Source organism: Mycetocola spongiae, assembly GCF_020424085.1.
Taxonomy (GTDB): Bacteria; Actinomycetota; Actinomycetes; order Actinomycetales; family Microbacteriaceae; genus Mycetocola; species Mycetocola spongiae.
Genome location: NZ_CP080203.1, coordinates 1156694 through 1177404, shown reverse-complemented (window position 1 = coordinate 1177404; position 20711 = coordinate 1156694). Strand labels below are relative to the sequence as shown.

General features: G+C 68.3%; 21 protein-coding genes. 12 read left to right on the top strand and 9 right to left on the bottom strand.

What is annotated here, in order from left to right:
• Positions 1 to 47: 47 nt before the first annotated feature.
• A complete protein-coding gene (locus KXZ72_RS05455; protein WP_226082781.1) occupies positions 48 to 1421 on the top strand; it encodes an ATP-binding protein in 1374 nt (457 codons plus the stop codon).
• Positions 1418 to 2089, top strand: coding sequence for a LuxR C-terminal-related transcriptional regulator (locus tag KXZ72_RS05450; protein ID WP_404823668.1), 672 nt, complete (start codon positions 1418 to 1420; stop codon positions 2087 to 2089). The genes KXZ72_RS05455 and KXZ72_RS05450 overlap by 4 nt, the downstream gene beginning before the upstream one ends.
• 23 nt (positions 2090 to 2112) lie before the next feature.
• Here the strand turns inward: KXZ72_RS05450 and KXZ72_RS05445 are convergent, their stop codons facing one another.
• A complete protein-coding gene (locus KXZ72_RS05445) occupies positions 2113 to 2634 on the bottom strand; it encodes a hypothetical protein (protein WP_226082779.1) in 522 nt (173 codons plus the stop codon).
• Positions 2635 to 2664: 30 nt separating this feature from the next.
• Positions 2665 to 3537: an HhH-GPD family protein gene (locus KXZ72_RS05440; RefSeq protein ID WP_226082777.1), complete on the bottom strand. Its 873-nt coding sequence runs from the start codon at positions 3535 to 3537 to the stop codon at positions 2665 to 2667.
• An 80-nt stretch (positions 3538 to 3617) separates the two neighbouring features.
• On the opposite strand from KXZ72_RS05440, the gene truB reads away from it, so the two are divergent.
• The 6 genes from truB (at position 3618) to KXZ72_RS05410 (ending at position 9146) form a co-directional block, all read left to right on the top strand.
• Positions 3618 to 4544, top strand: coding sequence for a tRNA pseudouridine(55) synthase TruB (gene truB / locus KXZ72_RS05435; protein ID WP_226082776.1), 927 nt, complete (start codon positions 3618 to 3620; stop codon positions 4542 to 4544).
• Positions 4541 to 4912: a hypothetical protein gene (locus KXZ72_RS05430; RefSeq protein WP_226082775.1), complete on the top strand. Its 372-nt coding sequence runs from the start codon at positions 4541 to 4543 to the stop codon at positions 4910 to 4912. The genes truB and KXZ72_RS05430 overlap by 4 nt, the downstream gene beginning before the upstream one ends.
• A gap of 29 nt (positions 4913 to 4941) precedes the next feature.
• Entirely contained in the window at positions 4942 to 5370 is a 429-nt protein-coding gene (locus tag KXZ72_RS05425) for a hypothetical protein (RefSeq protein ID WP_226082773.1), read from the top strand.
• The gene (locus tag KXZ72_RS05420) at positions 5367 to 6314 is read left to right on the top strand and encodes a bifunctional riboflavin kinase/FAD synthetase (protein WP_226082772.1); all 948 of its coding nucleotides are present in this window, start codon (positions 5367 to 5369) and stop codon (positions 6312 to 6314) included. Before KXZ72_RS05425 ends, KXZ72_RS05420 begins: the two co-directional genes overlap by 4 nt.
• Positions 6315 to 6319: 5 nt before the next feature.
• Positions 6320 to 7525, top strand: coding sequence for an MFS transporter (locus KXZ72_RS05415; protein ID WP_226082770.1), 1206 nt, complete (start codon positions 6320 to 6322; stop codon positions 7523 to 7525).
• 115 nt (positions 7526 to 7640) lie between these two features.
• The gene (locus KXZ72_RS05410) at positions 7641 to 9146 is read left to right on the top strand and encodes a polysaccharide deacetylase family protein (RefSeq protein WP_226082769.1); all 1506 of its coding nucleotides are present in this window, start codon (positions 7641 to 7643) and stop codon (positions 9144 to 9146) included.
• Here KXZ72_RS05410 and KXZ72_RS05405 read toward each other — a convergent pair.
• Together KXZ72_RS05405 and KXZ72_RS05400 are read right to left on the bottom strand one after the other, a co-directional pair.
• Positions 9143 to 9793 carry a response regulator gene (locus tag KXZ72_RS05405; RefSeq protein WP_226082760.1) on the bottom strand — a complete coding sequence of 217 codons (651 nt, stop codon included), beginning with the start codon at positions 9791 to 9793 and terminating at the stop codon, positions 9143 to 9145. The two genes, KXZ72_RS05410 and KXZ72_RS05405, sit on opposite strands and share 4 nt — an antisense overlap.
• Position 9794: 1 nt before the next feature.
• On the bottom strand, positions 9795 to 10901 hold the full coding sequence (locus KXZ72_RS05400) for a sensor histidine kinase (protein ID WP_226082758.1): 1107 nt from the start codon (positions 10899 to 10901) through the stop codon (positions 9795 to 9797).
• Between the two features lie 116 nt (positions 10902 to 11017).
• On the opposite strand from KXZ72_RS05400, the gene KXZ72_RS05395 reads away from it, so the two are divergent.
• Positions 11018 to 11635, top strand: a complete 618-nt coding sequence (locus KXZ72_RS05395; RefSeq protein WP_226082757.1) for a hypothetical protein — start codon at positions 11018 to 11020, stop codon at positions 11633 to 11635.
• On the opposite strand, the gene KXZ72_RS05390 is transcribed toward KXZ72_RS05395, so the two are convergent.
• Both KXZ72_RS05390 and KXZ72_RS05385 read right to left on the bottom strand, forming a co-directional pair.
• Positions 11632 to 12486: an alpha/beta fold hydrolase gene (locus KXZ72_RS05390; protein ID WP_226082755.1), complete on the bottom strand. Its 855-nt coding sequence runs from the start codon at positions 12484 to 12486 to the stop codon at positions 11632 to 11634. The genes KXZ72_RS05395 and KXZ72_RS05390 overlap by 4 nt on opposite strands.
• A 57-nt stretch (positions 12487 to 12543) precedes the next feature.
• Positions 12544 to 13911: a M20/M25/M40 family metallo-hydrolase gene (locus KXZ72_RS05385; RefSeq protein ID WP_226082747.1), complete on the bottom strand. Its 1368-nt coding sequence runs from the start codon at positions 13909 to 13911 to the stop codon at positions 12544 to 12546.
• A 284-nt stretch (positions 13912 to 14195) separates the two neighbouring features.
• Between KXZ72_RS05385 and KXZ72_RS05380 the strand changes: the two genes are divergently transcribed.
• Positions 14196 to 16397 (top strand): DEAD/DEAH box helicase, encoded by a 2202-nt coding sequence (locus KXZ72_RS05380; RefSeq protein ID WP_226082745.1) that lies wholly within the window; start codon positions 14196 to 14198, stop codon positions 16395 to 16397.
• Positions 16398 to 16399: 2 nt separating this feature from the next.
• Positions 16400 to 16792, top strand: coding sequence for a DUF6804 family protein (locus KXZ72_RS05375; protein ID WP_226082743.1), 393 nt, complete (start codon positions 16400 to 16402; stop codon positions 16790 to 16792).
• Here the strand turns inward: KXZ72_RS05375 and KXZ72_RS05370 are convergent, their stop codons facing one another.
• On the bottom strand, positions 16793 to 18118 hold the full coding sequence (locus tag KXZ72_RS05370) for a reverse transcriptase family protein (protein WP_226082742.1): 1326 nt from the start codon (positions 18116 to 18118) through the stop codon (positions 16793 to 16795). It abuts the gene before it with no gap.
• Positions 18119 to 18411: 293 nt separating this feature from the next.
• The gene (locus tag KXZ72_RS05365; RefSeq protein ID WP_226082740.1) at positions 18412 to 18669 is read right to left on the bottom strand and encodes a mycoredoxin; all 258 of its coding nucleotides are present in this window, start codon (positions 18667 to 18669) and stop codon (positions 18412 to 18414) included.
• Positions 18670 to 18818: 149 nt separating this feature from the next.
• On the opposite strand from KXZ72_RS05365, the gene KXZ72_RS05360 reads away from it, so the two are divergent.
• Entirely contained in the window at positions 18819 to 19847 is a 1029-nt protein-coding gene (locus KXZ72_RS05360) for a 6-phosphofructokinase (RefSeq protein ID WP_226082738.1), read from the top strand.
• A 64-nt stretch (positions 19848 to 19911) separates the two neighbouring features.
• Here the strand turns inward: KXZ72_RS05360 and KXZ72_RS05355 are convergent, their stop codons facing one another.
• Positions 19912 to 20691, bottom strand: a complete 780-nt coding sequence (locus KXZ72_RS05355) for a 3-oxoacyl-ACP reductase (protein ID WP_226082737.1) — start codon at positions 20689 to 20691, stop codon at positions 19912 to 19914.
• Positions 20692 to 20711 lie beyond the last annotated feature (20 nt).

Sequence of the window (20711 nt, the reverse complement as noted above, 5' to 3'; positions counted from 1 at the left end):
ATGCTCCGGGGGACCCCGGGGGTGGCCACCCGTGCTTATATGGAGTCATGCGCCCTCCCCTTATTCGCTCCGCCGACCGCGTCATCGCGGGTGTCTGCGCGGGCCTCGCCCAACACCTGGGGATGCGCGTGGGCACGGTGCGGGTGATCATGGCCGCGGGAATCCTCTTCGGCGGTGCGGGCGCGATCCTCTACGCCTGGCTCTGGCTCCTGGTTCCCAGCGCCGAGGATGCGCAGCGCGAGGAGAGTCGCTCATTTGACCCGCGAAATGTCGCCGAAAACTTTGCCCGCAACGTGGCCCCGTGGCTCGCGACGCGGCCCGGGACACCGCGGCCCCCCGCAACCGGCGCCGCTCCGGCCGAGCCCGCGGCGAAGGCCCCCGCGGGCGCAACCGCGGGCCCGGGGCCCGATCCCGAGGCCCCGCCCCGCGCCACCCCGCCCCGGGCCGGCCTGTTCTCCCGCCCGGGCCTGCGCGAGGCTGCCATCGGCGCGGCCCTGCTGCTGGCCGGCCTGGCCGTGGTGCTCCAGCTGCTCGGCGTTAATATTTCCTGGCAGACCTGGGTGCCGCTGCTGGCCATCGCCGCGGGTGCCGTGCTGTCCTGGATCCAGCTGGATGAATCCCGCCGCGATATGGCCGCGCGCGGCACGGGCTCCCTCGGTTTCCTGCGCCTCGCGGGTGGCCTCACCCTGGTGGCCATCGGAATCTTCTCCCTGCTGGGGGCGCTCACCGGCTTTGAACTGATGTGGCAATCGCTCCTGGCCACGCTCGCCATCCTGATCGGGCTGGCCCTCGTGGTGGCCCCGTGGGCCTATAAATACTGGCGCGAGCTGGGTCGGGAGCGCTCGGCGCGCGCCCGCGAGGCCGAGCGCGCCGATATCGCGGCGCACCTGCACGATTCGGTGCTGCAAACCCTCGCCCTGATCCAAAATCGCGCCGCGAACGAATCCGATGTATTGCGCCTGGCGCGCGCCCAGGAGCGCGAGCTGCGCGAGTGGCTGCATCGCGACCGGGAGCATAATACCGGCAAGCTCGCCGATCTCCTGCGCCGCATCGGGGCCGAGATCGAGGACGCCCACGGGCATCCCGTGGAATTTGTCACGGTGGGAGATGCCGATATGAACGAGCGCTTGGACCCGCTGCTCCAGGCCGCGCGCGAGGCCATCCAGAATGCCGCGCGGCATGCGGGGGGCCCGATCTCCGTATATCTGGAGTGCACCCCCGGCCGCGCGGAACTATTTATTCGCGACCGCGGTCCGGGCTTTGATCCGGACACGATCCCGGCCGACCGGCTGGGTGTGCGAGAATCACTCATCGGGCGGATGGAACGCCACGGCGGCTCCGCCCGCATTCGCAATACCGGAAACGGCACCGAGGTTGCGCTGATCATGACCTATGCCGAGGAGGCAACAGCCCAGCCATGAGTATGAATACCGCGTCCCCCACCCCCGCGCTGCGCGTTGTGGTGGTGGATGACCACGCCATCTTCCGCTCGGGCCTGCGCTCCGACCTCGACGCCGATATCGACGTGGTGGCCGAGGCGGCCACCGTGGAGCAGGCCATCGCCGCGATCCACGAGCATCGGCCCGCCGTGGTGCTCCTGGACGTGCACCTGCCGGGCGGCCGCGGGGGAGGCGGCGCCGAGGTGATCGCGGGCTGCGCCGCGCTGCTGGGCGAGACCCGCTTCCTCGCGCTCAGCGTCTCGGATGCCGCCGAGGACGTGGTCACCGTGATCCGGGCGGGCGCGCGCGGCTATGTCACCAAAACCATCTCGGGCGCGGAAATCTCCGATGCCGTGCGCCGCGTGGCCGCGGGGGATGCGGCATTTTCGCCGCGCCTGGCCGGCTTTGTACTGGATGCCTTTGGCACCGCCGCGGTGGCCCAGGTGGACGATGAGCTGGATAAGCTCTCGGCGCGCGAACTGGAGGTGATGCGGCTGATCGCCCGCGGCTATAGCTATAAGGAGGTCGCCGCCGACCTCTTTATCTCGATTAAAACCGTGGAATCGCACGTGTCCTCGGTGCTGCGCAAGCTGCAACTCTCCAATCGCCATGAGCTCACGCGCTGGGCCGTGGACCGGCGGATTCTCTAGGCCCGCCGGCCCGCGGCGGCGGGCTATTCGGCCAGCAGCTCGGGCGCACCCACGCGCAGGTCAAAGGCCCCCGCGAATTGGCGGTCAAACTCCTGCACCGAGCCCGAGATGCTGTGCGCAATAAACTCGGTGGCGCGCGGGCCGATCTCGCCGATCAGGGCCTGGATCACCTGGGCCACCGCGGCGGCCAGGGAGTCCTCATCGGCGCCGTTAAACACCGTGACATATTCGATATCCTCGGCGAAGGAAATCTCGGCATCCTCGGAGAGCACACTCTCATTGGCGGTGACCTGGAAGAACCAGCCGGGAACCTTCTCGGCGCCGCTGAGCTCCAGGCCCTCCTCGGGACGGTGCGCGGCGAGGGTGGCCTCGAGGTCTTCCGTATACAGGTATTCGGCCACAAAGAGCGGCGGCAGCACACCCTCCACGGCGAGCTCCGGCTCGGAATCGGAGACCACGTTAAATGCGGCCTGGGCCTCCTCCGGCAAAAACTCCTCGAAGGAGTCCTCGGGGGTGAATTCGGGGGACGGGGTTGAATCGCTCATTCCCCCAGTTTAGCCGCGAATCCGGCCGGGTTAGGGCAGCGTATAGCCGCCGTCCACGGCCACCGCGAGGCCATCGCCCAGCAGCCCGGCCAGCGCCCGCTCGCGCTGGGCGCTCTCGGGCCAGACCCCCTCGATCTCGGCCTCGGTTACCGGGATATGCGCGGCGCGCAGCTCGCGCAGGATGAGCCCGCGCACCTGCCGATCGCTGCCGGCAAACGTGGCCTGCACGGTTTTTTTCGGGCCAAAATATTCGGGGGAACCCGCGAGCTTCCACGCGCACTGCGCGCGCAGCGGGCACTCCTCGCAGAGCGGGGAACGCGCGGTACACACCACCTGACCTAGCTCCATGATCGCCACGTTAAACGCGCGGGCCTCCTCCCGATCCACCGGCAGCAGCGCCTCCATATCGGCGAGGTCGCGGGCGGCCGCGGGCGGCGCGGGTTCGGCCTGGCCGTGCACTGCCCGCGCGATCACACGTCGGCCATTGGTATCAACGACCGGATGCCTGTCGCCAAAGGCAAAAACCGCCACGGCCCGCGCCGTATAGTCGCCCACCCCGGTGAGCCCCAGCAGCGTGGGCACGTCCCGCGGCACAAGCCCGCCGTGTTCCTCCACGATCTGCACGGCCGCGCGGTGCAGCCAGAGTGCGCGCCGCGGATAGCCCAGATTGGACCAGGCCCGCACGGCCTCACCCGAGGGCTCGGCGGCCAGGTGTGCGGGGGTGGGCCAGCGCTCCAACCACTCGGCCAGGCGCGGAATGACGCGCGCGACCGGGGTCTGCTGAAGCATAAACTCGGAAACCAGGGTGCCCCAGGCGGGGAAACCCGGTTCGCGCCAGGGCAGGGGCCGGCCGTTTTGCGCAAACCAGTCGATCAGGGGGCGGGACAGGTCGGTGGAGGTCATCCCTCCCAGCCTAGGCGGTTATGGCCGGGTATTTCCCTGTGGGAGGATAGGTAATTGAGCGTTCAGGCGAGGAGAATCGGATGAGTTCAGGAATCGTCCTGGTGGATAAACCGGGCGGAATGACAAGTCATGATGTGGTGGCGCGCACCCGCCGCCTGGCCGGTACCCGCAAGGTGGGCCATGCCGGCACCCTCGACCCGATGGCCACGGGCCTGCTGATTCTTGGGCTGAACTCCGCCACGCGCCTCCTCACCTATGTGGTGGGCCTGGATAAGGAGTACACGGCCACGATTGTGCTTGGCGCCGATACCACCACCGATGACGCCGAGGGTGAGACCCTCACCGTGGCCTCTCCCGCCGCGATTTCAGCGGTCACCGAGGCCGCGATTGCCGCGGGCATCACCGCCCTCAGCGGCGATATTTTGCAGGTTCCCAGCTCGGTCAGCGCGATTAAGGTCAACGGCGAACGCGCCTATGCCCGGGTGCGTGCGGGCGAGACCGTGGAACTGAAATCCCGCCCGGTCACAATCTCCGCCTTTGAGGTCCTGGAGACGCGCCGCGGCGAGGACCGGATCGAACTCGATGTGCGCGTGGAATGCTCCACCGGAACCTATATTCGTGCCCTCGCGCGCGATCTGGGTGCGGGCCTGGGCGTGGGCGGGCATCTCAGCGCGCTGCGGCGCACGCGGATCGGGCCGTTTATGGTGGGCGATGCCGCGAGCCTTGAGGACCTGGCCCCCGCGCAACAGCTGATCGCCTCGGCCTCGGCCGCCGCGATGCTTTTCCCCACGGTCACCCTCGACGCCCAGCGCGCGGTGGACCTGGGCCACGGCAAAAGGATCGGCCTGGAGGGTTTCCCCGAGACCTCGGGCCCGATCGCCGCGCTGGCCCCCGGGGGACGCCTGATTGGGCTGGTCTCGGCCGGCTCCACAACCGCCCGCTGCATCGTGAACTTCCCCACCGATGCCGCGGCCGAGGACAGCCCGGAAGGACCCGCGCAGTCGTGATCGCCTGGTTTACCATCCTGCAGATCTGTGTGGCCACACTCGCGGGCGTGCTGTGTGTGGTGCTGGGCCTGATCGGCCGCAAACCCAGCGACCTGACCCTCGGCGGCGCGGCACTCGTGCAGCTGCTGATCATCGTGCAGCTGGTGGTGGCCATCGTGGCCCCCGCCACCGGCAATCAGAATCTTGGCTTTGTTCCGGAGTTTTACGCATACCTGATTTCGGCGGTTCTTTTGCCCGCCCTCGCGGTACTGTGGGGACTATTGGATCGCAGCCGTTGGAGCACCGTGATTGTGGGTGTGGCCTGCCTCGCCATCGCCGTCATGGTGTATCGAATGCACTATATCTGGGTAACTCCGGTCATCGGATAACCCCTCGCATCACGGAGAATTACAGGGAAATGACAAAAAACGGTTCGACCCCGACCACGGAGAGCCCCGCCCGCATCGGCGGCGTGGGGCGCGTTCTGGTGGCCGTCTACGGCATCCTCGCACTCGCCGCGACCGGAAGGTCGGTCTCGCAGATCCTGAGCCGCTTCGACGAGGCCCCGCTGGCCTATTCGCTCTCGGCCCTGGCCGCCGTTGTCTATATCCTGGCCACCATCGCGCTGATCGCGCCGGGTGTCGCCTGGCGTCGCATCGCCTGGATCACCATCGGCTTCGAGATGGCCGGTGTGCTGATCGTGGGCCTGCTGAGCGTATTTGATCCCGAGCTCTTCCCGCACGATACCGTCTGGTCGCACTTCGGCAGCGGCTATGTTTATATCCCCCTGGTCCTGCCCGCCCTCGGCCTGTTCTGGCTGTGGCGTGCGCGCGGGGCCCGGGCATGATTGTCTTCACCGATGTTGAGCAGATTCCGCTCGACTTTGGTGCCTCCGCCGTTACCATCGGCAAATTTGATGGTGTGCATGCCGGCCATCGCGCCGTGATCTCGGGCCTGCGGGCCATCGCCGATGCGCGCGGGCTGCGCTCGGTCGTGGTGACCTTCGACCGGCATCCGCTCGAAACGCTCGCCCCGGGCAAGGCCCCGCTGGCGCTTGTGGGCACCCGGCAGAAGCTGGACCTGCTGGAGGAGACCGGGGTGGATGCCGTGCTGGTCCTCACCTTCGATCGCCTGATGGCGGCCCTGGAACCCGAGACCTTTGTGCGCGCCATCCTGTGCAATACCCTCGACGCCAAGGTGGTGCTGGTGGGCGAGGACTTCCGCTATGGCCGCGGCGGCGCGGGCAGCGTGGCCACGCTCACCGAGCAGGGCAAGGCGGAGGGCTTTGACGTGATCGCGATCGACGATGTGGTGCCGCGCGAAAACCGCCGCCTATCCTCCACCTGGATCCGCGAACTGCTCTCCGAGGGCCGCGTGGACCTGGCCTCGGTGCTGCTGGGACACTATCCCAGCATGCGCGGAATCGTGGTGCACGGCGCCAAGCGCGGCCGCGAACTGGGCTTTCCCACCGCCAATCTCTCGCCCGAGTCCACGGGGTATATCCCCGCCGATGGCATCTATGCTGGCTGGCTGCGACACGGCGAGAACCGCTATCGTGCGGCGATCTCGGTGGGGAATAACCCCACCTTTGAGGGCGTGCCACAAAAGCAGGTTGAGGCCTTCCTCCCGGGGCAGGATATTGACCTCTACGATGCCGAGGTGGAACTGGACTTTGTGGAGCGGGTGCGCGGCATGGTCGCCTATGAGGGCGTGGGGCCGCTGATCGCGCAGATGCACCGCGATGTGGACGCCGTGAACGAGATTCTCGACGCCAAGAATCCCGCGGCCTAGCCGCCGTGGTTTCCTCGGATACCCGCGCCCTGTGGGCCGGGCGCACACTCGCGCTCCTCGGCATTATTTTTGCCGCGGCCACGCTGCGCTCCGCCGTGGCCTCGCTCTCTCCCATCATCGATCTGGTGACCCGGGAGGTGCCGTTATCCTCGCTGGTGATTGGCATCCTCGGCTCGATGCCTCCCGTGTGTTTTGCCGCCCTCGCGGTCATGACCCCCGCGGTGGTGCGCCGCTTCCGGCTGGAGCCCACGATGGTGGGTGTGCTGGCGCTGATCGCCGCGGGCCTGATCGTGCGCTCGGCCGCCCCAAACTCGGGCATCATCCTGCTGGGTACCGCGCTGGCCTGTGCCGGGCTGGGCGCGGGCAATGTGTTGATGCCCGCGCTGGTGAAAAAATACTTCCCGGACCGGGTGGGTCTGGTCACCACGATCTATGTCACTACAATTTCGTTTTCGACGTTTTTGCCGCCGCTGCTCGCGGTGCCCGTGGCCGAGGGCCTGGGCTGGCGGGTCTCGCTCGGCGGCTGGGCGCTCGTGGCGATCATGGCGATGGTGCCGTGGCTTGCGCTGCTGGGCAATGCCCGGCGCGGACCGGCGGCGGAGATCGAGGAGCCCGAGGCGGCGCTGGAGCATCGGCTGATCCGCTCGCCGATGACCTGGGCCGTGACCGTGATCTTTGCGACATCCTCGATTAACGCCTATTCGATGTTCGCCTGGCTGCCCACGATTGCGCGCGATCTCGCCGGGATGGACCCGCACGAGGGTGGCACGCTGCTCGCGGTATTTGGCTTCATGGGGCTGCCCGCGGCGCTCCTGGTGCCGATGCTTGCGGTGCGGCTGCGCTCGGTGGCCCCGATGGTCTGGCTGGGCGGGCTGTGTATCATCATCGGCTATACCGGGATGCTGTTTTTGCCCTCCGTGCCGATGCTGGTCTGGGTGATCATCGTGGGCAGCGGGCCGCTGCTCTTCCCGCTCGCGCTTACGCTGATTAATAAGCGCACCCGCACCCATGTGGGCGCGATTGCCCTGAGCGGTTTTGTGCAGGGGCCCGGCTATATCGTGGCCGCGCCCGGCCCGATCCTGGTGGGTCTGCTGCACGAGGGCACCGGGGGCTGGACCGTGCCGCTGCTGGGGCTCGCCCTCACCGGTGTGATCGTGATCGTGGCGGGGGCCGTGGCCTCGCGCCCGGTGTTTATCGAGGACGGCGCCTAGCGCGGTTATCGGATCGATGCCGGGCCGTGGCCGAACCGTTATCTGTGCCTGCTAGCGTGGATTTACGTCGGGCCCCCGCCCGGCTTTTTGTATTCCGAGAGGCTAGTTTCTCCCCGTGTCCCGCAGATTCACCCGCATATTTCTCCCGATCCTGATCGCGATTGCCCTGATCCTGGGCGGGGGAGTCTGGTGGTTTGCCCTCAATTCCCCGGAGGGATCCCCGGCCACGCCCTCCGCCTCGCCCGAGTCCTCCTGGGCCACCCGGGTCGACGCGCCCGAGCCGCTGCCCGAGGGGTCCATCGCCAATCTTGATTTGATCCAGTCCTCCACCTCGGATCAGCAGGATCAGCGCTCGGTGTCCTATGTCACCAGCAGCAGCGTGCCGCAGCTCTCCGATCTGATCCACTCCTTCGTGGACGCCCAGCGCGCCGAATACGATTCCGAGGCGGCACCCGCGGGTAATTCCCGGGAGCTCAACATCGGTTGGGAGATCGCCTCGGCCCGCGCCAATAACCTGGTGGAGCGCCTGATCGGCTATCGCTATGCGGGCGGCGCCAATGGCATCGGATTCTCCGCCACGTTCCACGCCCGGCTGGACACCGGCGAGGTCATCCCGGGCGAGGACGTGCTGAGCGAGGAGGGCCGCCGGACCGCGGCCGAGGAGATCCGGCGCGGGCTGCGCCTCGGCGGCCAGCTGCTGGAGGCCGACGCGGGCACCCCCTCGGCCTCGCCCGGGGCCACGCTTCCGGCCGAGCCGCCGCGCGAACTCTTCCGCGATACCGTGATCGAACCCGATGGCTCCCTGATCGTGACCCTACCCGAGCTGGTCTATACCCCGCATAGCGAGGGGCGTCCGGCGATGCGCCTGGCCGCGGATCACGTGGACGCCCTGCTCAGCCCCGCGGGCCGCGCGCTGCGCGTACAGGCGATGTCCGGGGTGCCGTTTGCGGGCCTCCCCGAAAGCCCCACGCCCGAGCCCACCCGGGCGCCCGCACCCCCGGCCGCCCCCGTGGACTGCGCCGTGGCCCGCTGCGTGGCGCTCACCTATGACGACGGGCCCGGCAAGGACACCGGCAAGCTCCTGGACGAACTGGCCGAGGCCGGCGCCCCGGCCACGTTTTTTATGGTCGGGAAAAACGCGGCACAAAAACCGCAGACACTCGCCCGGGCCCATGCCGAGGGGCACGAGATCGGCGGCCATACCTGGACCCACCCGGATCTGCGGAAACTCTCCGCGGAACAGATCGCGGGGGAGCTGAGCGATACGGCCGATGCCATCGAGCGCGCGGGTGTACCGCGGCCCACGCTGGTGCGCCCGCCCTATGGGGCGATTAACGAGGGTGTCTCCGAGGTTTTCCGGCAGCAGGGTGCCGCGGCGATTATCTGGAACGTGGATACCGAGGACTGGCGCAATCACAGCGTGGAGGAGACCACGCGGCGCGCGCTGGACGGCGCCAAGCCCGGCGCGATCATCCTGATGCACGATATCCACGAGACCAGCGTGGCCGCGGCCCCCGGGATCATCGCCGGGTTACGCGAGCGCGGCTTCACCCTCGTCACGGTCTCCCAGCTGCTCGGGCCCACCACGCCCGGCAGCAGCTATTTCCAGCGCCGCGATTAGCGACCGCCCACGCCACCGAGGCCCAACCCCAGCAGTGCCGCCTCGACCCGACTGGCGCTTCCGGTCTTGGCATAAATCGCGGTGAGATGGGTCTTCACGGTGGCCTCGCTGATGCCCAGCTCGCGGGCAATCGCGGCATTGCTGAGCCCGCCGCCCAGCGCGAGGAGCACCTCGCGTTCGCGCGGGGTCAGGCCGCTCGGTGGCTCGGGGGCCGGGGGACGCTCGGCCAGGGCCCGGAAGCCGCGGATGACCGTGGCCGTGACCTCGGGGGAGAGCACGGCCTCGCCGCGCGCGGTCTTGAGTACCGCGGCGATCAGCTCGGGCCCGGATACCGATTTTTGAAGGAACCCGGTAGCGCCCGCCAGCAGCGCGGCGGATACCGGCTCGTCCAGGCCAAACGTGCTCAGGATCAGCACCCGCGAGCGCGTTTCCGCCACGATCCGGGCGGTGGCCCAGATGCCGTCGCGCCCGGGCATGCGAATATCCATCAGCACCACATCGGGCTCGAGCGCGCGGGTCATCGCGAGGGCACTCGCGCCATCGCCGGCCTCGCCCACAACCCGCAGATCCGGATGGGTCTCCAGGATCAGGCGCAGGCCCGATCGGATGGCCCCGTGATCGTCCACCAGCAGCACCGCGATGCTCATCTCAGCCCTCCCTTCGCCGCGGAAGGGTCAGCGCGCAGAGCCACGTCCCGTCCGTTGTGCCGGGCCCCACAGAGAGCTCGCCGCCCAGCCGCGCGGCGCGCTCGCGCATATTCTTCAGGCCGCGCCCGTCGCCCGAGATGGTATTGGAATCCGGGATTCGATTTTCCAGCCGCACCGTGGCGCCGTGGATGCTCACGCGCGGGGAGTGGCCGTGCCGCAGCGCATTTGCGGTGGCCTCGCCCAGGAGGCGCCCGGCCTGCGTGCGCTGATCGGGGGAGAGCTGCCCGAGGAGCGCCTCCCAGGCGGCACGCACGGGCGCGGGAACGGCAAGCCGGGGGTCATCGATCCACTCGACGCCCGGGGCAGCGGGTGTGGCCTCACCGAGCAGCGCGATCATCTCGCCCAGCCGCCCGAGGGCGAGGGTTCCCGCCGTGGAAATCTCGCTCAGGGTGCGCTCGCTCACCGGATGGCCGGCGGCCAGGCGCAGCGCGGCGGCCTCGCTATGCAGGGTGATGATTGCGACCTGATTGGCCACCAGATCGTGTAGATCGCGCGCGGTCTCGGCGCGATGCTCGGCCTCGCGCGCCGCGCGTTCCAGCTCGGCCAGGCGCAGCGCCTCGCGGCCGTGCTCGCGCTCGGCGATGATCCGCAGGTCCCGGGTATGCATCATCCATCCCCAGCTCAGCGGCAGCAGCAGGAGCGCGCCGACCTGCAGCAGGGTCTGCCCGGCGCCGAGGGGATCGCGGGTGAGCAGCAGGACCAGCACCCCGGAGCCCAGCGCCCCGGCACCGCTCAGAATAAGCGTGACCAGGCGCAGCCGCGCGCCGCCGTAGAGGATCGCGGAATAGACCAGATCCATGCCGAGGGTGATCAGCACCAGATTGGGGCCGCCGATCATTGCGGCGGCCGCGGCGGGGAGCCCCATCCCGAGCGCCAGCGCGGGGCGCGAGGAGCGCAGCCCCGCCGCGGCGCAGGCCAGGAGCAGCAGCGCAAAATAGGGCCAGGGAGCGGCCTCAGCGGGCCGGAAGGCGATGCCCGCGAGTAAAAACAGCACGGCTATCCAGGGATCGCCGAGGCCCCGTCGTTTTATCGGTTGCACCGTGTCCATGCCGGATATTCTGTCATCTTGTCCGCGCTCCCGCGGCGGAGATCCCCCAAAGGTCGCAGACTCATGCGCACCCCGTGGCCGATGTGCCGGGTCGGGCCGCGCCCGAGACTGGGCGGATGAACCTTATTGCGGTGGGCATTCTGGCCTGCGAGATCGGATTTTGGATAATGCTCGCCGGCGGGCTGGCCGTGCGCTATCTCTGCCGCGCGCCGCGGGCCTCGACGCTCCTTTTACTGTGTGTGCCGCTCCTGGACGTGCTCCTGCTTGCGCTCATCTGCGGGGATCTCCTCGCGGGCGGGACCGCCGATTGGGCGCACGGGCTAGGGGCGCTCTATCTGGGGATCACCGTGGTTTTTGGCCACTCGATCGTCTCGCGCGTGGACGCCTGGGCCGCGCACCGCCTTGCCGACGGGCCCCCGCCGGCCAAGCGGCCCTCGCGCGGACGCGGCCGGGTGGGCTATGAGTGGCGGGAGTGGTCGCGGATGCTGCTGGTCCTGGCCATTGCCGCCGCGGTGGTGCTGGGAATCCAGCTGATCGTGGGGGATGAGGCCCGCACCGGCGCGCTCTGGGGCGGCGTGGAGCTGGCGCTCAAGGTCACCGTGATCTGGCTGCTTATCTCCCCGGTCTGGGAGACGGTGCGCTATCTGGCCGCGCCCGGCCGGGCCGATGCCGAGGCCCGGGTCGAGGCCGAGCGGCATCGGCTTGTGCTCCGGGACTGGGCGGCGCGCGGTTAGTCGAGGAAGCCGAGGAAAAGCCCGGGCTCGGCCCAGAGCAGCGAGCCTCCCACGCCGTCCACGATATGCCGGGTGGCGGTGGGGATGCGGCCCGCGAGCGAGAGGCCCAGATCGGGGGAGTGCACCGTATCGCGGTCGCCAAACCAGATGCTCACGGGCACCGTGATCGATTCCAGCGGCAGGTTCCAGCGCGAGAATGCGAGCAGCGTATCGGAGGCATAACCCGCGCTGCCCGGGCTCAGGGCCTCGTCCAGCGCGCGCCGATAGAGCGCCCGGAACGCGGGGTCGGCATAAACCTCCTCATCGGAGGGGTCCACGCTGCCCAGCGTGAGCGCCCAGATATCCTCTCCCGTAAACGAGGAGAAGCGCGCGAGCGAGCCCGCGGGATCCTCCGCCACATCCGCGACCAGGTCGGCCAGGGGTGCGGGCAGCAGCGGCGCGAGCGCGGGATGGGCCAGCTCATCGGCGGGCGATACCAGCGTGAGCGAGGACACCACCCCGGCGGCGGCGAGGGCCAGGCCAAACGGCGCACCCTGGGAATTGGCCACGGCCGCCACGGTGCCCAGGCCCAGCGCGGCGAGCAGCTCGCGCACGTCCTCGGCCACCCCGCGCAGGGTTTTTTCGGCCACGGGAGCGGAGGAGCCGAGGCCCGGTCGGTCAAAGGTGATGAGGCGAATATCCCGATCCCGGAGCAGCTCACCGCCGAAGTGCATCAGGCGGCCGGTCGCGGCCCCGGCAATAAAGAGGACGGGGGTTCCCTCGGGGGAACCAAACTCGGCGTATCCCAGGGCCCGGCCGTTCGTGAGTGTCACGGAATCGACGCGGGCCGGGGCTAAGTCGTAAGTATTCACGGAACCAGTGTAGGCGAGGACGGGGGTGCGCCCGGCGGGGTGCACCCCCTGCGTTCGCTAGGAGCTGTGTACCAGCGACCGATAAAACGCGATGCCCTCGAGCCAGGTGTGTACCCGAATCCGCTCGTTTACGGCGTGCAGGCCCGCGCGCTCCTCGAGTGTCATCCGGAATGGTGTGGCGCGATAAACATACTTCGAAATGCGCGCGAAGTGGCGCGCGTCGCTCGCCGCGAGCATCACATACGGGGTCACCAGGGCATCGGGTACGGCCACCCCCAGTGCGGCGGTGATCCGCTCCCAGGCCGGCCCGCTGCTCGGGGACACGGGCGAGGGTTCGGAGGCCTCGCGCACCTCGATATCCACACGAGGATCGCCGATTACCCGGCGCAGATAGCGGACGGTACCGGCCACGGAGGAGCCCACGGCAATGCGCACGTTCAGCGTCGCGGTGGCCCGCTCGGGCAGTGCGTTGGCCGCGGAGGCCCCCGAGAGCTGTGTCACCACGGTGGTGGTGCGCACCAGCGCGGCGGTCTCGGCGCCGAGGCGCGGCAGGATCCGGGTGATCACGGGCTTCAGCCGGTCGATATGCCGAGCGATAAACGGCAGCGGCGCGGCGGAGTGCGGGCCCAGCGTGCGCAGCAGCTCCACCGCGGGGGCGGCCATGCGGCCCGGGAAAGGATGGCTATTCACGGCGGTGATCGCCGCGGCCAGGCGCGCGGTGGCGGGCACCCGCGGCGGGGTCGAGGCGTGTCCGCCCTCCTGCTTCACGCTCAGCACAATGGTGGCGATGCCCTTCTCGGTGGTGCCCACCACGGCGACCTGGCGGGTCATGCCCGGCAGCGGCCCGGCCACCACCGCGCCGCCCTCATCCAGGACCAGCCCCGGGGTGATGCCGCGGGAGGCGAGGACATCCACCACGTGGGCCGCCCCCGAACCAAACGTCTCCTCGTTATGGCCAAAGCTCAGATAAAGATCACGTTCGGGCGTATGGCCCGCGAGGATCTCGGCCTCCACGGCCTCCAGGATCGCCACCACGGCACCCTTATCGTCGAGGGTGCCGCGGCCCCACAGCACTCGCTCCTCACCCTCGCCGGTGATCTCGGCGGCAAACGGCGGATGGGTCCACGGGATATCCTCCGCGCCGGTATTTACCGAAACCACGTCATAGTGGCCCATCAGCACGGTGGGATTCTCGGCCACGGCGCCGGGCCAGCGAAAGAGCAGCGAATAGCCGTCGATTTTTTCCAGGCTCAGCGTGCGGTGCACCTCGGGATAAAGCTCGGCGATGAGGGTGATAAACGCATCAAAGTGTTCCCACTCGATCAGCGATTCATCATCGCGGGACACGGTGGGCAGGCGCAGCAGGCTGCGGAAGCGTTCGACCGCCGCCTCGGGGGCGGGGACGCGGGGGATCGGGGTGCTCATTCCCCAATTTTATGACACTCGTTCTGGAAAATCGACCGGGCGTGGCGGAGGCAAATAGCGGCCGTTCCGCGGCCGCCACGCGACGCGCGCGTCAAGAAACTCCGCGCGGGTTTTCGTGAGGGCGGCCCGCGGTGTCGTACAATGAACCCGCGCCCGCCTTGTGCTCCGGGTGTTTGGCACGCGGTGAATCCACTCGACGGCGGCCCAACACACTCCACGCACAGCGCCGGCCGCAGTTTCGAATCCAGCCGAATCGGCTGGGCACTCGAGCGCTCAGGAGGAGCATGCCGAACACCGGTCAACGCCGTTCATCGGGCCGATCGTCGAATCGCAACGCGTCATCGCGGGGTTCGTCGAACCGTAAATCGGCCCCGCGTAACGCCGCGTCTCGTCACGACGAGGAAGCCCCCATCATCCCGATCCTCGCCCGCAAGGTGCGCGAGGTCGAGGCCAAGGCCCAAAAGGGCAAGGTGGGGCCGACCAACCGCACCAAGTTCCAGGTCATTGCGTTCCTCGTGCGCGAGGAGCGGGCCCGGGTAAAGGGCTCCACCGAGCTGAGCGAGTCGAGCAAGGCCGAGCTGCTGAAGCGCCTCGACGGTGTGGCCACGATCCTCGCCAAGACCGCCGCGCGCGATACCTCTCTGATCACGCTGCTGGAGGCCGATTCGGCCACCAACCCCGTGGCCCAGAAGATGCGCCGCGATTGGCTGCTGGAATCCGGTGCCGAGCTCAGCCCCGAGGAACTGATCATCACGACCCAGGCGCCCGCGCCCGAGCAGATCATCCCCGCCGAGCTCTCGCAGAAGCAGGTCCTCCCGGTCTCGGTGAAGGCCCGGCTGCGTTCCAATCCGTTCCTCGCCCCCGATACCACCCCGGTTTCCGCCGAGCCCGCCTCGCGCGGCCGCCTGGACAGCTGGGAGCTGATGGGGCCGCTGTATAAGTCCTTTGAGATGGGCTCGGGCGGTTCATCCGCGTGCATGCCCCTGCCGGAGGCACCGAAGATCGACCGCCTGGCACCCCCCGGCCGCGAGATCATGCGCCACCAGGCGCGTTTTGTGGAGGCCGTGAACCGCGGCCACCGCAGCTTCCTGCTGGCCGATGAGCCCGGACTGGGAAAGACCGCACAATCGCTGCTGGCCGCCTCGGTCGCGGGGGCGTATCCGCTGCTGGTGGTGGTGCCCAATGTGGTCAAGATGAACTGGGCCCGCGAGGTTGAGCGCTGGACGCCCGGCCGCCGCGCCACCGTGATCCACGGCGATGGCCGCGATATCGACGCCTTCGCCGATGTGTTTATCGTGAATTATGAGGTCCTGGATCGCCACCTCGCCTGGCTGAGCACGCTGGGCTTCCGCGGCATGGTGGTGGACGAGGCCCACTTTATTAAGAACCTGCACTCGCAGCGTTCGCAGCATGTGCTCTCGCTCGCCCAGCGCATCCGGCGCACAGCGCCCGGTGGCAAGCCGCTGCTGATGGCGCTCACGGGGACGCCGCTGATCAACGACGTGGAGGACTTTAACGCCATCTGGCAGTTCCTCGGCTGGACCACGGGTGATAAGCCCGGGCCCGAGCTGATGCGCAAGCTGGAGGAAAACGGCCTCACGCCCGCCGAGCCCGCGTTTTATCCCGAGGCCCGCGAGGCCGTGATCGAGATGGGTATCGTCCGCCGCAAGAAGATCGACGTGGCCAAGGACCTGCCCAGCAAGATGGTTGCCGATATCCCCGTGGAGCTGGACGATGACCTCGGCCGCTCGATCCGCGATGCCGAGCGCGAGCTGGGCCAGCGCCTGCTCGCCAAATATAACCGCATCATCGCGGCCCGCCCCGACCGCGAGAGCCGACCCGTGGGTCCCGATCTGGACATCATGCGCCTCGTGGCCCAGGGTGAGCTGGACGAGTCCAAGGCCGCCGGCGGCGGCGAGAACGTCTTTACGATGGTGCGCCGCATCGGTCAGGCCAAGGCCGTGCTGGCCGCCGACTATACCGCGCAGCTTGCCCACTCGGTGGGCAAGGTGGTGTTCTTCGCGAAGCATATCGACGTGATGGATACCGCCGAGCAGGTGCTTGCGGGCCGCGGCCTGCGCACCGTCTCGATCCGCGGAGACCAGTCCACCCCGGCGCGCCAGGAGGCCATCGACGCCTTTAACAACGATCCGGGCGTCTCGGTCGCGGTCTGTTCACTCACCGCCGCGGGCGTGGGCCTGAACCTTCAGGCCTCCTCCAACGTGGTGCTTGCGGAACTGAGCTGGACCGCCGCCGAGCAGACCCAGGCCATCGACCGCGTGCACCGCATCGGTCAGGCCGAGCCGGTCACCGCGTGGCGCATCATCGCCGCCCATACGATCGACTCCAAGATCGCCGAGCTGATCGATTCCAAGCAGGGCCTCGCGGCGCGCGCGCTGGACGGCAGCGATCAGGCCGTGGAGTCCAGCGATTCGGTGCAGCTGAATGCGCTGATCTCGCTGCTGCGCGACGCAATCGAGGAGTAGGCATGGCCAAAAACACCCCCGCCCGCGGATCCCAGGTGCCGGACTTCACCCGTCCGGCCCTGGCCCCCGGGCTGCTGTCGGCCGTGATTCTGATGGCCACCGTGGCGCTGCTGGATAACGATCTTTACTTCATCGTGCGGTTTATCGTGAGCATCCTCGTGGCGATCATGGCCGTCTTCGCGGTGAAGGCCGAGAAGCCGCTCTGGCTGATCGGCCTGGTGCCCGTGGTGCTGTTCTATAACCCGATCTTCCCGCTGCCCACGTGGCCGTTTACGATCGACCCGGGCATCCTGTTTATTATCACGATGACCGTGCCGCTGTTTTTGGCGGCCGCGGGGGTATTTATTAAGGTGCGCGATGAGACCGATCGGCGCAGCGGCGGGTCCCGCCGCTAATTAGCGGTCCCAGTCGATCCGGTTAAAGGCGGCGGTGAGCGCCGCCTCCCGGTCGGGGTTGAGCGCGGCGGCCCAGCCGATGCGCCCGCGCAGGTGAGCCCGGAAATCCGGGTGGCCCGCGCGGTTTTGAGACGCGGGGCCGTGCAGCGCGCAATTATGCAGGATCGCGCGCAGGAGATCGTATTCGCGGCGCGGCAAATTGGGGTGCCGATTTACCACGATTCCGGTCACGCGCTGGCTGATGGCGGCGGGCTGAACCCGGGTCTTGCGCGGGTTCAGGGCGTGCCCCTCCTCCGCGATGATCAGGTCCACGCCGCGGATAAAGCGGGTCGCGCGCGAGCGCAGGGCGCGGTCGCCGCTGAAGGTGAGATCATCGGCATAGCGGGTATAGGTAGCACCAAATTTTTGCGCCCAGCCGGCGAGGCGGCGATCCAGCCCGGCACTGACCAGATTGGCCAGGGCCGGGGAGGTGGGGGCGCCCTGAGGCAGGTGGCGCGCCGCGAGGGCCCGGCGGAGCGCAAAGCGTTCCTCGGGGCTGCCGCCCGGCGGCATCTCCCGCAGGATGCGCGGCGGCACGGCATGGGTGGACAGCCCCGCGATCAGCGTGGCAACCGCCTCGGTATGGCCCGCCGCGCGCAGCACCCGGAGAATCTGCGGATAGCCCACGCGCGCAAAAAATGTTCTTAGGTCCAGTCCGATCACCACGTCGCGCCCGGTATGCGCGGCGGCTCCCGAGCGCGCATCGCGTCCCGGAACAAAACCGTGGGCCGCGGGATGCACGGGCAGCTCGGCCAGCACGCAATCCAGCACGGAACGCTGCACCGCCCGCAGGCGTTCGCCCGGAATTTCCAGCAGCCGCGGTACGCGCCCCGGGCGTTCGAGCCATCGATAGCGATAGTGCTCGAGCCTATGCTGGTCGCCGGAAAGCCGCCGATTCCAGAGCCGCGTATCGGCGAACCACTCCAGCTGTCCGGGGGCGATCGAGCATAGCGCGGCGAGCTCCGCGGGATTCGCGGGCATGCCCCCGGGGGCGGCGCCGGGCTCGTGATAGACCGGATGCCGCGCGAGGCGCAGCGGCCGGCCGCGCTCCGCGGCGGCCTCGACGGCCGCGATCGGGCCCGGCGCGGAGGCTATCCATTCGCGCAGCTCCCGCAGCCCGCGCAGCGGCGGCCGGGGAAAGGCCCGCAGGACATCGTCCACAAGCGCGGGCAACCAGCGCCGGCGCGCCCCGAGCACGGCCGAACCCGCCGCGATCAGCGGGGCGCGCGCCCAATCGGCCTCGGTGCTCGCGGCCAAAAAGCCGTGGGCGAGCGCGGAGGAAATCATCCCAAGATCGGCGGCGGGGCGGCGCGCGAGTATCCGCGCCCCGGGGGAGGGGGAAGCGGCGGGCCCGCCGGGCGGTGACCCTGCACTGGTCTCGGATGCCGGGCTGCGCGAAGCGCTGCGGGGCACCCGAGGCGTGGATAATAGCTCGGACTGCGTGCCCCGGGGTAACCCCGGGGAGGATGTCACCATGATGTGGATCACCCGCCTCACCGCGCCGGAGAAAACCCGCCACTCGGGCCCCACTCTAAACCAGGATTGGCCCGCCCGGCAATGCCCGCGGCGGGACCGGCAGCCTAGAGTCCGAGGCGGTTCTTGACCTCGATCAGGGAGGGATTGGTGGCGGAGCTGCCATCGGGGAAGATGAGCGTGGGAACGGTCTGGTTGCCGCCGTTGAGGCTCGCAACGAGTTCCGCGGTGCCCGGGGTCTCCTCGATATTAATCTCGGTATAGCCGATACCGGCCTTGCCAAGCTGGGTCTTGAGTCGCTGGCAATAGCCACACCACGTGGTGGAGAACATGGTGATGCTGCCTTCTGCGGGTACGTAGTCCATGCCGCGATTCTACGCGCTCCCGGCGCGGGGTGCACAGATTCCCAATCCGCCAGCGCATTATCCTGTGGCACCCGTTACAAGATATTCTTCACTGAAGACGGTAGCGCGAACCCCGCTATCGCCGTTTTGCGCGCAAAAGGAAGTTATTCATGAGAATAGGTGTGCTCACCAGCGGTGGAGACTGCCCCGGACTCAATGCCGTTATTCGCGGTGTTGTGCTGAAGGGAACCGCGGTTTATAACCAGGAGTTTGTGGGAATTCGCGATGGCTGGAAGGGCGTGGTCGAGGGACTGACCATGCCGCTGAGCCGCCACGAGGTCCGCGGACTCTCCAAACAGGGCGGAACGGTACTGGGTACCAGCCGTACCAATCCCTTCGACGGCCCGCACGGCGGTCCCGAAAACGTCCAGGCCACGATGAACCGGCTGGGCATGGACGCGCTGATCGCGATCGGCGGAGAGGGCACGCTGGCCGCGGCCCGCCGCCTGACCGATGCCGGCCTGAATATTGTGGGCGTCCCGAAGACCATCGATAACGACCTCGATGCCACCGATTATTCGTTTGGTTTTAATACGGCGGTGGAGATCGCCACCGAGGCCATCGACCGGCTGCGCACCACGGGCGATTCGCATCGCCGCTGCATGGTTGTGGAGGTCATGGGCCGTCACGTGGGCTGGATCGCCCTGCACGCGGGTATGGCCGCGGGTGCCCACGGCATCCTCATCCCCGAGCAGCCCAAATCGATGGAGCAGATCCTGGAATGGGTCAACTCGGCCAATGATCGTGGCCGCGCGCCGATGATCGTGGTCTCCGAGGGCTTCACCCTGGACACTATGGAGACCCCGCACTCCGAGAAGGGCCTGGACGCCTTTAATCGTCCGCGCCTGGGCGGAATCGCGGATGTCCTCGCCCCGATCATCGAGCAGCGCACCGGCATCGAGTCCCGCGCCACGGTGCTCGGCCACCTCCAGCGCGGCGGCGTCCCGAGCGCCTATGACCGCGTGCTCGCTACCCGCCTCGGCATGGCGGCAATCGACTCGGTCATGGACCGCGAATGGGGCACGATGGTGGCGCTGCGCGGCACCGATATCGTGCGCGTTCCCTTCGCCGAGGCCCTCGGCGGGCTGAAGACCGTCCCCCAGGAGCGCTATGACGAGGCGGCGGTCCTCTTCGGCTAAACCCGGAAAACCACGGGGCCCCCGATCGATCCCAGCAGATCGATCGGGGGCCCTTTTCTGCGCCCTATTGCGGGGTCACGTAGGCCCCGGAGATGCCGCCGTCCACCAGGAAGGTATTGGCGGTCATAAACGAGGAGTCATCGCTCGCGAGGAACGCCACGGCGGCGGCCAGCTCCTCGGGCTCGGCGAAGCGGCCCAGCGGGATATGCACAAGCCGACGGGCCGCCTTCTCGGGGTCCTTGGCAAAAAGCTCCTTGAGTAGCGGGGTATTCACCGGTCCCGGGCAGAGCGCGTTCACGCGGATACCCTGGCGGGCAAATTCCACGCCCAGCTCGCGGCTCATCGCGAGCACGCCGCCCTTGGAGGCGCTATAGGAGATCTGCGAGGTGGCCGCCCCCATGACCGCCACAAACGATGCGGTATTAATGATCGAGCCCTTGCCCTGGCGCTGCATAAACGGCAGCGCATATTTGCAGCAGTAGTACACCGAGGTGAGGTTCACATCCTGCACTCGCCGCCACGCGTCGATGCCGGTTTCCAGGATTGAGGCGTCATCGGCGGGGGAGATTCCCGCGTTATTAAACGCGATATCCACGCTGCCATAGGTATCAAATGTGACCTGGTAGAGGTTTTTTACCTCCTCCTCATTGGTCACATCCACGCGCACAAAGATGCCACCCACCTCGGCGGCGGCCCGCTCGCCCGAGGCGGGATCGATATCGGCGATGACCACGTGGGCGCCCTCGGCGGCGAGCCGGCGCGCGGTGGCCAGGCCGATTCCGCTGGCCCCTCCGGTGATCACGGCGCTGCGTCCCTCAAGACGGTTAGAGATGATGTTTGTCATGATAGTTCCTTGATTTCTCG

Excerpts from the sequence above, each read along its gene's own strand:
- KXZ72_RS05455 (WP_226082781.1), top strand. The coding sequence starts at position 48 with ATGCGCCCTCCCCTTATTCGCTCCGCCGACCGCGTCATCGCGGGTGTC.
- KXZ72_RS05450 (WP_404823668.1), top strand. The coding sequence starts at position 1,418 with ATGAGTATGAATACCGCGTCCCCCACCCCCGCGCTGCGCGTTGTGGTG.
- KXZ72_RS05445 (WP_226082779.1), bottom strand. The coding sequence starts at position 2,634 with ATGAGCGATTCAACCCCGTCCCCCGAATTCACCCCCGAGGACTCCTTC.
- KXZ72_RS05440 (WP_226082777.1), bottom strand. The coding sequence starts at position 3,537 with ATGACCTCCACCGACCTGTCCCGCCCCCTGATCGACTGGTTTGCGCAA.
- truB (WP_226082776.1), top strand. The coding sequence starts at position 3,618 with ATGAGTTCAGGAATCGTCCTGGTGGATAAACCGGGCGGAATGACAAGT.
- KXZ72_RS05425 (WP_226082773.1), top strand. The coding sequence starts at position 4,942 with ATGACAAAAAACGGTTCGACCCCGACCACGGAGAGCCCCGCCCGCATC.
- KXZ72_RS05420 (WP_226082772.1), top strand. The coding sequence starts at position 5,367 with ATGATTGTCTTCACCGATGTTGAGCAGATTCCGCTCGACTTTGGTGCC.
- KXZ72_RS05405 (WP_226082760.1), bottom strand. The coding sequence starts at position 9,793 with ATGAGCATCGCGGTGCTGCTGGTGGACGATCACGGGGCCATCCGATCG.
- KXZ72_RS05400 (WP_226082758.1), bottom strand. The coding sequence starts at position 10,901 with ATGGACACGGTGCAACCGATAAAACGACGGGGCCTCGGCGATCCCTGG.
- KXZ72_RS05395 (WP_226082757.1), top strand. The coding sequence starts at position 11,018 with ATGAACCTTATTGCGGTGGGCATTCTGGCCTGCGAGATCGGATTTTGG.
- KXZ72_RS05385 (WP_226082747.1), bottom strand. The coding sequence starts at position 13,911 with ATGAGCACCCCGATCCCCCGCGTCCCCGCCCCCGAGGCGGCGGTCGAA.
- KXZ72_RS05380 (WP_226082745.1), top strand. The coding sequence starts at position 14,196 with ATGCCGAACACCGGTCAACGCCGTTCATCGGGCCGATCGTCGAATCGC.
- KXZ72_RS05375 (WP_226082743.1), top strand. The coding sequence starts at position 16,400 with ATGGCCAAAAACACCCCCGCCCGCGGATCCCAGGTGCCGGACTTCACC.
- KXZ72_RS05370 (WP_226082742.1), bottom strand. The coding sequence starts at position 18,118 with ATGATTTCCTCCGCGCTCGCCCACGGCTTTTTGGCCGCGAGCACCGAG.
- KXZ72_RS05365 (WP_226082740.1), bottom strand. The coding sequence starts at position 18,669 with ATGGACTACGTACCCGCAGAAGGCAGCATCACCATGTTCTCCACCACG.
- KXZ72_RS05360 (WP_226082738.1), top strand. The coding sequence starts at position 18,819 with ATGAGAATAGGTGTGCTCACCAGCGGTGGAGACTGCCCCGGACTCAAT.
- KXZ72_RS05355 (WP_226082737.1), bottom strand. The coding sequence starts at position 20,691 with ATGACAAACATCATCTCTAACCGTCTTGAGGGACGCAGCGCCGTGATC.